Below are 12,867 nucleotides of genomic sequence, written 5' to 3' on the forward strand. Positions count from 1 at the left end.
TTAGCTTATCCTAATATTCACTAAGTAACTTATTTTATTGATAAATAAGATGATGGCTGGGGCGCCAGGATTCGAACCTGGGAATGCCGGTACCAAAAACCGGTGCCTTACCGCTTGGCGACGCCCCAACAGGGCAGCTTGGGCGAAACGCCGCTGCCTGAACCGGGCCTGATTAGCAAAGCCTGCCCGACGCGGCAATGACCTGACGGCTTATTTTTTCACAAAATCCAAGCTTTTTGGATGCCGTGCCTGACATGGCATGTTAGGGCTTGGCGATTGCGCGGCTGAGGCTGCGGCTCTGCGTGGCATGGCATATTTCAGGAGGTCTTGATGGCGGACCCGGCATTCGATCTCGATTTCAGGCCGGCCTATGGCGAGGCGGTTCCCGTTGCCCCGCTCATCCAGCGCATCACCGTCAACAATCCTTCCGCGTTTACCTTCCATGGCACCAACTCCTATATCGTCGGCGACCGGTCCGTTGCCGTCATCGATCCCGGCCCGGAGGATGAGGCGCATTTTCAGGCGCTGATGGCGGCGCTTGATGGACGCGAGGTCACCCATATCTTCGTCAGCCACACACATCGCGACCACTCGCCGCTTGCGCAGCGGCTGCGGCAGGCGACCGGCGCTATCACGGTTGCGGAAGGCCCGCACCGCGCCGCCCGGCCACTGCATGTGGGTGAGACCAATCCCTTTGCCGAAAGTTCCGATACGGCTTTCGTGCCGGATGTGGCACTTGGCGACGGGCAGAGCCTTTCCGGCGACGGCTGGGCGCTGACGGCGCTGCACACGCCGGGGCACACCGCCAACCACGCCGCTTTCGCAGTGGAAGGCAGCGGCATCGTCTTTTCCGCCGATCACGTCATGGCCTGGGCCACCACCATCGTCGCACCGCCTGATGGGTCGATGAGCGATTACATGGCCTCGCTGGAGCGCCTGCTCGCCCGCGACGACCGGCTGTTCCTGCCCGGCCATGGCGGCCCGGTCAACGATCCCGCAGCCTTCATGCGCGGGCTTCGCGCCCACCGCCGCATGCGGGAACGGGCGGTTCTGAAGCGCATCCGGGAAGGCGACCGGCGGATCGCCGATATGGTGAAGGTGATCTATGCCAGCACCGACAAACGCCTGCACGGGGCTGCGGCACTTTCCGTACTGGCCCATATCGAAGACCTGATCGAAAAGGGCGAGGTGCGGACCGAGGGTGCGCCTTCGTTGCTGGGGGAATATTTTCCGGCGTGAGGCTAGCGTGTGGGCGTAACGCTCAGATCGGCGTCATCATATCCGGTTCAAACATTTCAACCACCGTCGCATTTTCCCGTCGTTCCGGCATTGAGCCGGAATGACGAAGAAGGAAACTAAGCCTCAATTGTCGTTCAGGCCCTGCATTTCCGCATCCAGCGCATCGAGATAGGCTTCTGCGATTGCTGCTCCCATGCCAAGATCGTGCGGGCCGTACCGGGAGGCAACGCGCACATCGACGATCGTGGTTTCCGCCTCTTCTTTCAGGCGGATGAGGATGTCGAAACGCAGGCCCCATATGCGCGTGCGCTTTTCGCCCTGCATCAGCACCACGCCGCTGCCGTTAAAGAAGGTGGGCTGCGGTGCCTCGACCGGCCGTGCCATGGGAACCGGCACGATGGAGGGCAGGTCCTCTACCGGCGCTTCCTCGGTGGGCTGCGACTTGTCCTGTTCGGGAACGCCGACGGAGGGCGGCTCCACCGTGCCGATGACGCCCTTGGTATGGGTGATGCGGATGCTCTGGGCGGCGGCCATTTTTTTGGCGGCGGTGTAGATGCGGTCTATCGCACCTTCATAACGGCGTCCGGCAAGGCTCGCATAGGCCACCGCCTGCGCGTCCCGGTCGGCTTTTGCAACAGTGGCCGGTCTTGACAGCCATTGCTGATTGGCAACGGGCGGCACCAGCCATTCCGGCGCATCGGCAAGATCGGTGGAGATGTCGTAAATCTTTGGCTGCTGCCAGTACAGAAATGCGCCGTAACCGACGACGCCGAGCGGCAACGCCGACAACAGCAGCGCGGCAAGCGCAGAAAGGCCGCCGCGCGCACCCGTGGTCCATAGCCGTTCAAGACCAACCAACGCCAGAAGCATCGCCACCAGAGCGATTCCAGCGGCTATCATCAGCAGGCCGACGAGATCGGGCGTCGTCAACGGTCCGAAACGGTGGATGCCGGCGGCGACAAGAAAAAGCGCCAGCGCCGCCATACCGAGATAGCGGGAAAGATAGGCTGCAACTGAAAAAGGCCGGACAAAACGCACAGTCATGGAAGCGGATATCCGTTAGATCGCATTGGCGTAAAAGCGTTGCACCCGAAATCTGGCAAGGGAATCACCTGCATATGATGTCATAGACCGGATTTGCGGTTAGGAAAACAAGGACGGGTCTGATCTGCGGGTAAAGTGCGTAAACCCACCTTTGTCGCGCCGGACTTGATCCGGCATCCAGCCACGGCGCGTCTGCATGGTGAAAGAAGCCTGCCGAGATCAAGAACTTGATCGCAATGGACCCCGGATCTGGTCCGGGGTGACGGAGTGGGACGCAACGGCCTCAGCCTACATCGTTTTGAGCGCGTGAAAGGCCACGTCCACGATAGAACGGAATATTTTTCCGCATTATCTCCCTTTAAGAGAATAATGCATCGGCAGTGCAACAAATACGCAAGCTCATCCCTTATTTGCTGAAGAAATCGGCGTATTCTTCGTCCCTTCCTTCGAGAATGCGTGTAAAAAGTGCATTATCCTCGTTTTCTTGCATAAAAAAGAGACAAGCCATGTCACAGGCAACGACGCCAGCCCGCTCATCCGGGCCAAAACCCTTTTATCGCAACTTCGGCTTTCAGGTTCTGATCGCCATGGTCATCGGCCTGCTGCTCGGGCTCGTTGCGCGCAATATCGGTCCTGATGCCGCCGGCAGCCCGAACTGGCTTTCCGTGACGTTTCAGACCATCGGCAGCATTTTCGTGCAGCTGCTGCGCGCGCTGGTGCCGCCGCTGATTTTCACGGCCATCGTCGCCTCCATCGCCAATCTCAAGAACCTCTCCAATGCGGCAAAGCTCGTCTGGCAGACGCTTCTGTGGTTCGCCATCACGGCGCTGATCGCCGTGGTCATCGGCATCGTCCTTGGCCTCGTCATTCAGCCGGGCGTGAACACCGCGATTGCCAATACGGCAGCGGCAGCCCCCTCCTCCACCGGTTCCTGGCTCGACTTCCTGAAGGGTCTCGTGCCGGCCAACGTGTTCGGCCTCGAGGCCTCGACCAAGGTCAATAACGGTTCCGCCAGCACCTCGCTGAACTTCAACGTGTTGCAGCTGCTCGTGGTGTCGATTGCTTTTGGTGTCGCGGCGCTGAAAGCGGGCAAGGCGGCGGAGCCGTTCCTTGCCTTCAACCAGTCGCTGCTTGCCATCGTGCGCAAGATCCTGTGGTGGGTCATCCGCCTCACGCCCATTGGCACCATCGGCCTGCTCGGTCGCGCCGTTGACCAATATGGCTGGACGACGCTTTCGCAGCTTGGCTGGTACGCGGCGGCCGTTTATATCGGTCTGGCCCTGGTTCTCTTCGTGGTCTATCCGGCGCTGCTTCTCGCCCATGGCCTGAAGCCATCGCGCTTCTTTGCAGGCGCATGGCCGGCAATCCAGCTCGCCTTCGTGTCGCGCTCCTCTATCGGCACCCTGCCCGTCACCGAAACCGTGACGGAAAAGAGCCTCGGCGTTCCGCGCGAATATGCCGCCTTCGCCGTGCCGCTCGGCGCCACCACCAAGATGGACGGATGCGCCGCCATCTATCCGGCGATTTCAGCGATCTTCATCGCCCAGTTCTTCCAGGTGCCGCTCGGCATTCAGGACTATGTGCTGATCGTGTTCGTCTCGGTGCTTGGCTCGGCCGCAACGGCGGGCCTGACGGGTGCCGTGGTGATGCTGACGCTGACGCTCTCCACGCTCGGTCTCCCGCTCGAAGGTGTTGGCCTGCTGCTCGCCATCGACCCGATCCTCGACATGGGCCGCACGGCCGTTAACGTCGCCGGTCAGGCGCTGGTACCCACCATCGTCTCCAAACGTGAAGGCATTCTGGACGAGGCAGTCTATAACAACGCCAAGGACATCGAGGCGCTCGATGACCACGACGCGGTTCCTGCCTGAACAAAGAACGACTGAAAGTGGTGCCGCCGGGGTGGTACCTTCATATCTCCATGATGGGCGTCGCTATCACTTTAGCGACGCCCACATTGACAATAATCCCAAAAATATTGAAGTATAAATTTGCGAATCATCAATTTTAACTGCAATTATCATAATATAATTATGGGAAACAAAATTGCACCGAGAAAAAATATGAAAAAATCGTCTATAATTCTCCTGAGTATTTTCTCCTTCATTGCATTCCCTAATTTGACCGCAGCAGCGGGAACAACTGTTGATTCCGTGTCCTATTCGTGCGCCAACAACGAAGTCCTACGTGTAGTTTACGTCAACGGCGCCGATGGAAAAAGCTTCGCGATCCTGCAGCAGATGGAAGAAATGATACCTATGGCGGAAACAATATCGGCGTCCGGAGCGGTTTATAACGCAATAGACCCGAACTATAGCTACACTTTGCGCACGAAAGGCAGCAACGCCTCGCTTGAAGATAGCAGGGGCACGATACTGGACGGCTGCTCAGAGTAATAATGCAAAACAAGAACGGGTGGCGGCCGCGGACATCCCTGGCGTGAAAAGAAGATTGCGGCATCAGGCAATAGACGATGCAACTTTCCAGTCTTCACCCGCTTTTCCCGATCATGAATCAGGCGTATCAATCGCGGCAATAAAAGTGCCGCCCGGCTGTCATGTTCTAGGGAGAAACAAAATGCGCGTTTCCATCGTCTTAGGTTCGCTCGCCGCTCTACTGGCGCTCACCGCCTGCCAGACGCTGACGCCGGAAGAGCGCCGGGCGCGGGATGAGGCGACATGCCGGGGTTATGGTTTCCGCCCCGGCACCGACCCCATGGCGGGTTGCCTTCTCGATCTGGAAATGGATCGTCGCGCCGACAACCGCGCCTGGCAGGCGCAGATGAACCGCGACATGTTCTATCGTCCGGTGGTGGTGGAGCGGCGGATCATCGTCCAACCAAACCCCTGACCGGAATGAAGGCGACATTGCTGGCGGTTTCACCCTGCCTTGCCCTTGCGGCAAGTGTCGCCTGCGCGGCGGCAAGACGCGCGATGGGCACGCGGAAGGGCGAGCAGGACACGTAGTCGAGATCCGCATCCTCGCAGAAATGGATCGAGGCCGGATCGCCGCCATGTTCGCCGCAGATGCCGAGTTTCAGCTCCGGACGCGTCTGGCGGCCGCGCTCGGCGGCAATGCGGATCAGTTCTCCCACACCGTCGAAATCGAGCGAGATGAACGGGTCGCGTTCAATAATGCCCTTGCGCTGATAGGTATTGATGAAACGTGCCGCGTCGTCACGGGAAATGCCGAAGGTTGTCTGCGTCAGATCGTTGGTGCCGAAGGAGAAGAACTCAGCAGCTTCCGCAATCACATGCGCGCGCAGCGCCGCACGCGGCAACTCGATCATGGTGCCGGTCAGATATTCGAGCGTCATGCCGGTCTCTTCCGCCACCTCGGCGGCCACAGTGTCGATGACGGCCTTGACGTAATCGAGTTCGGACCGGAGGCCGACCAGCGGCACCATGATCTCAGGCACGACAGGCGCACCGGTGATGCGCGCCGCCGCAACCGCAGCCTCAAAAATGGCGCGCGCCTGCATTTCGGCAATTTCGGGATAGGAAATTGCAAGCCGGCAGCCGCGATGGCCGAGCATGGGGTTGAATTCGTGCAGCGCATCCAGCCGCTGGCGGAATACGGTCTGCGGCATGCCCATGGCGGCGGCGACCTCTACGATCTCGCCATCGCTCTTCGGCAGGAATTCGTGCAGCGGCGGATCAAGCAGGCGGATCGTTACCGGCAGGCCGTGCATGATCTGGAAAAGCTCGGTGAAATCCGAACGCTGCATCGGCAAAAGCCGGTCAAGCGCTGCCCGCCTGCCCTTTTCGCTTTCGGCGAGAATCATCTCGCGCATCACATGAATGCGGTCGCCTTCGAAGAACATATGTTCGGTGCGGCAAAGACCTATGCCTTCTGCACCGAAGGCACGCGCGGCGCGGGCATCGGCCGGTGTATCAGCATTGGTGCGCACTGTCATACGGCGCAGATTATCGGCCCATTGCATCAGCTTGCCGAAGTCACCTGACAGTTCAGGCTGCGTCATCGGCACTTCACCTTTCATCACCCGGCCGGAAGAGCCGTCGATGGTGATGACATCGCCGCGTTTCAGCATGCAGCCAACGCCGATCAGCACCTTGTTGCGCATATCGACGCGCATCGAACCCGCACCGGTAACACAGGGAATGCCCATGCCGCGCGCTACCACGGCGGCGTGGCTGGTCATGCCGCCGCGCGTGGTCAGAATGCCCTCGGCGGCATGCATGCCGTGAATATCTTCCGGACTGGTTTCGATGCGGACCAGAATGACGCTTCGGCCTTCAGCTTCCGCAGCGACCGCTTCTTCCGAGGTAAAGACGATCTCGCCGGTTGCCGCCCCCGGGGAGGCAGGCAGGCCGGAGCCGATGATGGGCCGGGAAATACCGGGATCGATGGTGGGGTGCAGCAATTGGTCGAGCGATGACGGCTCGATGCGGCAGACGGCTTCCTCCTGCGAAATCAGCCCATCCTCGACCATATCGACGGCGATCTTCATGGCGGCGCGTGTGGTGCGCTTGCCGGAACGGGTCTGGAGCATCCAGAGCTTGCCGCGCTCGATGGTAAATTCCAGATCCTGCATGTCGCGATAGTGGGTCTCCAGCCGTTTGCAGATCACCATGAACTCGGCGAAAGCCTCCGGCATCAGCTTTTCCATGGAGGGTTTGTCGGAACCCGACGCCAGCCTCGCGGCCTCGGTGATGGATTGCGGCGTGCGGATGCCCGCCACCACGTCTTCGCCTTGAGCATTGACGAGGAACTCGCCGTAAAGCTCCGCCTCTCCGGTGGAGGGATTGCGGGTGAAGGCAACGCCGGTTGCCGATGACGAGCCGAGATTGCCAAAGACCATGGCCTGGACGTTGACCGCCGTGCCCCAATCGCCGGGAATATTGTGCAGGTGCCGGTAGGTTACGGCGCGATGGTTCGTCCAGCTGGCAAAGACTGCACCGATCGCGCCCCAGAGCTGAACATGGCAATCCTGCGGGAAAGCCTCTCCCAACTCGTCCTCGATCAGTTGCTTGTAAAGCGCAACGACATGCTGCCACTCGACCGCCGACATATCGGTATCGTATTCATGGCCGAGCCGGCCTTTCTCGTCTTCGAGAATTTCTTCGAACAGCTCATGGTCGAGACCCATGACGACATCGGCATACATCTGGATGAAGCGGCGATAGCTGTCCCAGGCGAAACGGGCGTCGCCCGCATCGTGGCCCAGCGCCTGCACCGTGCGGTCGTTGAGGCCAAGATTGAGCACCGTGTCCATCATGCCCGGCATTGAGGCACGCGCGCCTGATCGGACCGACAACAGCAACGGCGTCTGGCTGCCGCCGAATGTCTTGCCGGTCACGGCTTCCATGCCGTGAAGGCCGGCCATGACCTGCAGCTTCAGCTCTTCGGGGAGATCGCGGCCGTTCTTGTGATAAAGGGCGCAGGCATCGGTTATGATGGTGAGGCCGGGGGGAACGGGAAGGCCGAGACTTGCCATTTCGGCAAGGTTTGCACCCTTGCCGCCCAATATAGCAACGTCACCTGCCCGGCCTTCGGCAGCACCGTTGCCGAAGGTATAAACCCACTTTTTCATTCCACGCTCTCCACCCAGAAGCGTTGTCATTTTTCTATCATCTACAGCATTGGCAGCATGTTGGAAACGCCACAACGTCCAGTTTACATCGCAGTGCAGCATAATTGCGGCGAATTGCGCGCCAGAATTGCCGCAAAAGCAAAATAACAGCGTTACTGACGCATTCGTGTAGTGCGCAGAAACGGAGTGTTCCCTAAGCCATCCACATCGCCCAAAAAGAGATTATTCATGCAATTTACTCGCCGCCACACGTTGAAATTTGCCGGAATTTCTTGCGCCGCCACCGCCCTTGCCGGTGCTCTTAGAGCAGAAGGCGACCCACCCGCAGCAAGTGCAGGCACCGCCCTTCCCTTTGCGCTGACCACGCCGATGCATGTCAGTCAGGCAGCGCTTCGGGTGCGCGATCTCGATCCGATGATCGATTATTACCGTTCCGTGCTCGGGTTGAATGAGGTTGCGCGCAACGCACGGGGCGTGACGCTCGGCGCCGGCACCGTTCCCCTGCTTGATCTCGTTCACAAGCCAACGGCGGATTATGAAAGCCCCACCTCAGCCGGTCTGTTCCACATCGCCTACCTGATGCCAACCCGCAAGGATCTGGCGCGGTGGCTGGTACATGCGGCGTTAAGGCAGGTGCCGCTCACGGGCTTTGCCGACCATAATGTCAGTGAAGCGGTCTATCTCAACGATCCCGAAGGCAACGGCATCGAGGTTTACAGCGACCGGCCGAAGGATACATGGGTCTGGAGCGGCAGCGTGGTTAAAATGGGGACCGAACCGCTCGACGTCGATGATCTCGTAACGCTGACCGACACCAAAAAGAGCGACTACGAGGCCGCACCTTCCGGCATGCGCATCGGGCATATTCACCTGCGGGTCGGCGAGATTGCCACCGCACGCGCCTTTTACGAGGAAGCCGTTGGTCTCAAACCGACGCAGGATGCCCGTTCGGATGCCTCCTTCCTGTCATCGGGCGGATATCACCACCATCTGGCCGTCAACACATGGAACAGCCGGGGGGCGAAAGAGCGCAACGCCACCGAAACCGGCCTCGACTGGTTCTCTCTTGCCATCAAAAATCCCACGGACCTTGAAGCGCAGAAAATGCGGCTGCGGGCGGCCGGTTATGTGCTGGTGGAGATGGAAAACAAGGTTGTGGAAGCGATTGATCCGTGGGGCACGCGGCTGCGGTTGGTGCCGGCGTAAGAGGGCGGCAAGTCGGCTGGTCTCCTGTGACTGGTTGAGGAACGACGGACGGCTAGGCACAAGACCAAAAAAAAAGCCTTGCGAGGCCACGGCAGCGACCTCGCAAGGCTTTCCATCCGGTACAGGAAACCGGATGGGGGGTCTGGAAAGAGCCCAAATTCCTTTCAAAAAGACATAGCAAAATGCCGCGCATTGTCGCCCACCCGAATGGGTGATGCGGCCAGATAAATTCGCGATGGACAAGGCTTAAGGGGTAGACCCGGAACGGGAAACTCAGACGGCTTCGCGCAGTTGCTCGGCAGTCTGCAAATCCACGGAAACCAGTTGCGACACGCCCTGTTCGGCCATGGTGACGCCGAAGAGACGGTTCATGCGCGCCATGGTGATGGGATTGTGGGTGATGATGACGAAACGCGTTTCGGTGGAGGCAACCATTTCGTCCATCAGGTTGCAGTAACGCTCGACATTATGGTCGTCGAGCGGCGCGTCCACCTCGTCCAGCACGCAGATCGGTGCGGGATTGGTGAGGAAGACCGCAAAGATCAGCGCCATGGCCGTCAGCGCCTGTTCACCGCCGGAAAGCAGCGTCATGGTCTGCGGCTTCTTGCCCGGAGGACGGGCGAGAATTTCCAGGCCGGCTTCCAGCGGATCGTCGGATTCGATCAGCTGCAATTCCGCCGTGCCGCCACCAAACAGATGGGTGAAAAGCCGCTGGAACTGCGAATTGACCACATCGAAGGCCGCAATCAACCGTTCACGGCCTTCGCGGTTGAGGTTCTGGATACCGGCGCGCAGCTTGCGCACCGCGTCGATGATATCGTCGCGTTCCTTGATGAGGGCCGCGAGCTTGGCGGAAAGCTCCGCCTGCTCTTCCTCGGCACGCAGGTTGACGGCGCCCAGCCTCTCACGCTCGATCTTCAGCCGGTCGAGATCGCGCTCGACATCGCGAATATCGGGCTTCGGCTGGTCGGGACCAAGGCCGGTCAGGCGCAACGCCATATGCGGCTCGGTATTCAGCGTTTCGCGGATGCGATGTTCGGTTTCCTGCCGCTTCTCGCGGGCGGAAACAAGCCGCTCTTCGGCGCGGCCGCGCTTTTCACGGGCTTCTGCCAGTTCGGAAAGGGCGGTGGTGGCAACGCGGTCGGCGGCGCGTTGCAGGTTTTCCGCCTCCGCCAGCCGGTCCGCGGCCAAGCGGCGGGCGTCTTCGGTTTTCTGAAGCTCGGTCAGGAGGTTGCGGCGTTTCTCGTCGAACTCTTCCGGCGCAATGTCCAGTTCGGCGATTTCCTCGCGCGCCTCTTCCTCACGCTCACGCAGGGTGGCGATGTGATCGGCGGCACTGGCGGCCCGCGATGCCCAGGTGGAGCGCTCCTGCGCGATTGCCTGAAGCCGGCGCTGGCGGCTTTCCGCCTCGCGGCTCACCCCCTCGTGGCGGGCGCGCGCTTCTGCCAGCAGGCCACGGTCTGTGGCGACTTCCAGCTGGCTTTCACGCAGGCGCAGATCAAGGGCGGAAAGATCCGGTGCATCTTCCATTTCGATGCGGGCGTTTTCTTCCTGAACGACGATCTCGTCGATCTGCGCGCCGATCTGGTTCAGCGCTTCCGAGACGATATCCCGGCGGCGCAGAAGATCGCCCGAGGCGCGTTCGGCTGATGTCAGCGCCTCTCGTGCCTCGGCAAGATGACGCGTCACCAGCCGGCTTCTGTCGCGCACTTCCGAAAGCCGCAACTCGGCGCTTCTGATGTCGTCGGTCCTGATGGAGAGCTGTTCTTCGGCCTCCTCCAGACTGAAACGGGCCTCTTCCAGTTCCGTCTCGATTTCGGCGAGCCGGTTCTTTTGTGCCAGACGAAGGGCGGCGGCTCCCGGCGCATCAGCGCTGGCGATGTGGCCATCCCAGCGAAACAGCGCGCCCTCGCGCGTCACCAGCCGCTGACCGGCCTTCAGCGACGGCATCAGGCGCAAGGCTTCCGCAGTGTCGGCTGCAACGCCGATCTGGGCGAGACCGCGCCTTAATGCGTCCGGCGCCTGCGCATAGTTCAGAAGCGGCTTGACGCTCTGCGGCAAAGCAGGATCGCCCGCACCATCGCCATTGCCGGCCCAATAGGCGGGAGCAGCGGGATCAAGGGCACTTTCGAGGTCGTCGCCAAGGGCTGCACCAAGCGCTGCCTCAAAACCACGTTCCACCGTCATTTCTTCCGCCACCGGCGTGAAGCTGCCATTGGCGGCAGCACTGGCCGCCAGGATTTTGGTGATGGTGCGCGCTTCCGTATCCAGAGCGTTCAGCCGGTTTCTCGCCGTTTCCAGCGGGCCGCGCGCCAGCGCTTCGGCGGAACGCGCCTCGGCAACGGCGGCTTCGGCTTCCTCCGCCACGATCAGAGCGTCTTCCACCGCGATCTCGGCTGCCTCGACCGCCTCGCGGCGCTCCGAAGGATCGGGAAGGCCGGAGAGTTTTTCATCGACGGCATCGATCTCGGAGGATGCCTCCTGCGACTGGCGTTCCAGCCGGAGTTTACGATCGGAAAGCTCGCGGATCGCCCGTTCCAGCTGCTGGCGCCCGGCGGCGGCCTCGGCGCGCTCTGCGGTGATGGCAGTGAAAACGGTTTCGCTTTCAGTCAGTTTAGCGGCAGCTGCCTCAAAGGCTTCGCGCATCTCTTCGGCATGACGACCGGAATCGGCGAGAATTTCGAAAAGGTCTGCCTCTTCCTCATCGAGCCGCGCAAGGATCTGGGCGTTATCAGAGACAAGCCGTTCTTCGCGAACGATGTCTTCGCCAAGCTGCGATAGACGGCGCGCCAGCTCATCACGGCGGCGCAGCAGGCGGTTAGCCTCGTCATCCAGCTGGGTGCGGGCAATCTGTAGACGTTGCAGGGCGGCAGCGACACGCGCTTCATCCTCGCGCAATTCCGGCAGCTTCAGGCTGGCGATGCCCTGCTGTTTGGCCGCCTCCATCTGCGCCTGCGCCTTTTCGGCAACGATGTTCGTGGCTTGATTAAGCGCGCTTTCCGCTTCGCCTTCGGCTTCCTTGGCTTCTACCCAGCGGATATGCAGCAGGGTCGCCTCGCGGGCGCGGATATCCGCCGACAGCATCTTGAAACGGTTGGCCTGCCGCGCCTGGCGTTTCAGGCTTTCGATCTGGCTTTCAAGCTGGGCGGTCACATCCTCCAGCCGCTCCAGATTGGTCTCCGCAGCACGCAGGCGAAGCTCCGCTTCATGGCGGCGGGAATGCAGGCCGGAAATGCCGGCCGCCTCTTCCAGAAGCTGGCGGCGGGCCTGCGGCTTGGCATTGATGAGTTCGCCGATACGCCCCTGCCCCACCATCGAGGGCGAACGCGCGCCGGTGGAGGCATCGGCAAACAGAAGCTGCACATCCTTGGCGCGCGCTTCCTTGCCGTTGATGCGATAGACCGAGCCGTTTTCGCGCTCGATGCGGCGCGTCACCTGAATTTCATCGGCATCGTTGAAGGCGGCGGGCGCGGTGCGATCGGAATTGTCGAGATAAAGGCCGACCTCCGCGGTGTTGCGGGCCGGGCGATTGCCGGAACCGGAGAAGATGACGTCATCCATGCCGGATGCGCGCATGTTCTTGTAGGAGTTTTCGCCCATCACCCAGCGAAGCGCTTCGACCAGATTGGACTTGCCGCAACCATTGGGACCGACGACACCGGTCAGACCCGGCTCAATGATGAATTCCGAGGGTTCAACGAAGGATTTGAAACCGACGACGCGGAGCTTGTTGAACTTCATGCCGCTCCGCTCCGCCTGAAATAACGGCAATAAAAAACGGGCGAACGGAAATATCCGCCGCCCGTTCCTTTAAGGGTTCGGCG

The 12,867-nt window shown here is 60.7% G+C and carries 8 protein-coding genes and 1 tRNA gene; 5 read left to right on the forward strand and 4 right to left on the reverse strand.

The genetic code is table 11. The features are described 5' to 3' along the window. Window positions 1–53: 53 nt before the first annotated feature. Window positions 54–128 (reverse strand) — tRNA-Gln (locus tag FB593_RS05515). A gap of 202 nt (window positions 129–330) precedes the next feature. On the opposite strand from FB593_RS05515, the gene FB593_RS05520 reads away from it, so the two are divergent. Continuing rightward, window positions 331–1,239: an MBL fold metallo-hydrolase gene (locus FB593_RS05520; RefSeq protein WP_065661284.1), complete on the forward strand. Its 909-nt coding sequence runs from the start codon at window positions 331–333 to the stop codon at window positions 1,237–1,239. A gap of 123 nt (window positions 1,240–1,362) precedes the next feature. Here the strand turns inward: FB593_RS05520 and FB593_RS05525 are convergent, their stop codons facing one another. Beyond that, window positions 1,363–2,283 (reverse strand): DUF1499 domain-containing protein, encoded by a 921-nt coding sequence (locus tag FB593_RS05525; protein WP_112673315.1) that lies wholly within the window; start codon window positions 2,281–2,283, stop codon window positions 1,363–1,365. Window positions 2,284–2,789: 506 nt separating this feature from the next. On the opposite strand from FB593_RS05525, the gene FB593_RS05530 reads away from it, so the two are divergent. The 3 genes from FB593_RS05530 (at window position 2,790) to FB593_RS05540 (ending at window position 5,133) form a co-directional block, all read left to right on the forward strand. Continuing rightward, window positions 2,790–4,154, forward strand: coding sequence for a dicarboxylate/amino acid:cation symporter (locus FB593_RS05530; RefSeq protein WP_145166376.1), 1,365 nt, complete (start codon window positions 2,790–2,792; stop codon window positions 4,152–4,154). A gap of 192 nt (window positions 4,155–4,346) precedes the next feature. Further along, complete coding sequence (locus FB593_RS05535) at window positions 4,347–4,679, forward strand: MliC family protein (protein WP_162719771.1); 333 nt, start codon at window positions 4,347–4,349, stop codon at window positions 4,677–4,679. Window positions 4,680–4,860: 181 nt separating this feature from the next. Continuing rightward, window positions 4,861–5,133, forward strand: a complete 273-nt coding sequence (locus FB593_RS05540; RefSeq protein ID WP_003511845.1) for a hypothetical protein — start codon at window positions 4,861–4,863, stop codon at window positions 5,131–5,133. Here FB593_RS05540 and ppdK read toward each other — a convergent pair. Next, window positions 5,111–7,837 carry a pyruvate, phosphate dikinase gene (gene ppdK, locus FB593_RS05545; protein ID WP_003511838.1) on the reverse strand — a complete coding sequence of 909 codons (2,727 nt, stop codon included), beginning with the start codon at window positions 7,835–7,837 and terminating at the stop codon, window positions 5,111–5,113. The genes FB593_RS05540 and ppdK overlap by 23 nt on opposite strands. A 228-nt stretch (window positions 7,838–8,065) precedes the next feature. On the opposite strand from ppdK, the gene FB593_RS05550 reads away from it, so the two are divergent. Then, a complete protein-coding gene (locus tag FB593_RS05550; protein WP_112751902.1) occupies window positions 8,066–9,043 on the forward strand; it encodes a VOC family protein in 978 nt (325 codons plus the stop codon). 273 nt (window positions 9,044–9,316) lie between these two features. Here FB593_RS05550 and FB593_RS05555 read toward each other — a convergent pair whose 3' ends face one another. Beyond that, entirely contained in the window at window positions 9,317–12,784 is a 3,468-nt protein-coding gene (locus FB593_RS05555) for a chromosome segregation SMC family protein (protein ID WP_112496964.1), read from the reverse strand. Between the last annotated feature and the right edge of the window lie 83 nt (window positions 12,785–12,867).

This window comes from Rhizobium sp. SJZ105, assembly GCF_007828365.1.
In the GTDB taxonomy this organism is placed as follows: domain Bacteria; phylum Pseudomonadota; class Alphaproteobacteria; order Rhizobiales; family Rhizobiaceae; genus Agrobacterium; species Agrobacterium tumefaciens.

What these genes read in the sequence shown, in the direction of transcription:
- FB593_RS05550 (WP_112751902.1), top strand. Translation starts at nt 8,066, where the DNA reads ATGCAATTTACTCGCCGCCACACGTTGAAATTTGCCGGAATTTCTTGC.
- ppdK (WP_003511838.1), bottom strand. Translation starts at nt 7,837, where the DNA reads ATGAAAAAGTGGGTTTATACCTTCGGCAACGGTGCTGCCGAAGGCCGG.
- FB593_RS05540 (WP_003511845.1), top strand. Translation starts at nt 4,861, where the DNA reads ATGCGCGTTTCCATCGTCTTAGGTTCGCTCGCCGCTCTACTGGCGCTC.
- FB593_RS05535 (WP_162719771.1), top strand. Translation starts at nt 4,347, where the DNA reads ATGAAAAAATCGTCTATAATTCTCCTGAGTATTTTCTCCTTCATTGCA.
- FB593_RS05525 (WP_112673315.1), bottom strand. Translation starts at nt 2,283, where the DNA reads ATGACTGTGCGTTTTGTCCGGCCTTTTTCAGTTGCAGCCTATCTTTCC.
- FB593_RS05555 (WP_112496964.1), bottom strand. Translation starts at nt 12,784, where the DNA reads ATGAAGTTCAACAAGCTCCGCGTCGTCGGTTTCAAATCCTTCGTTGAA.
- FB593_RS05520 (WP_065661284.1), top strand. Translation starts at nt 331, where the DNA reads ATGGCGGACCCGGCATTCGATCTCGATTTCAGGCCGGCCTATGGCGAG.
- FB593_RS05530 (WP_145166376.1), top strand. Translation starts at nt 2,790, where the DNA reads ATGTCACAGGCAACGACGCCAGCCCGCTCATCCGGGCCAAAACCCTTT.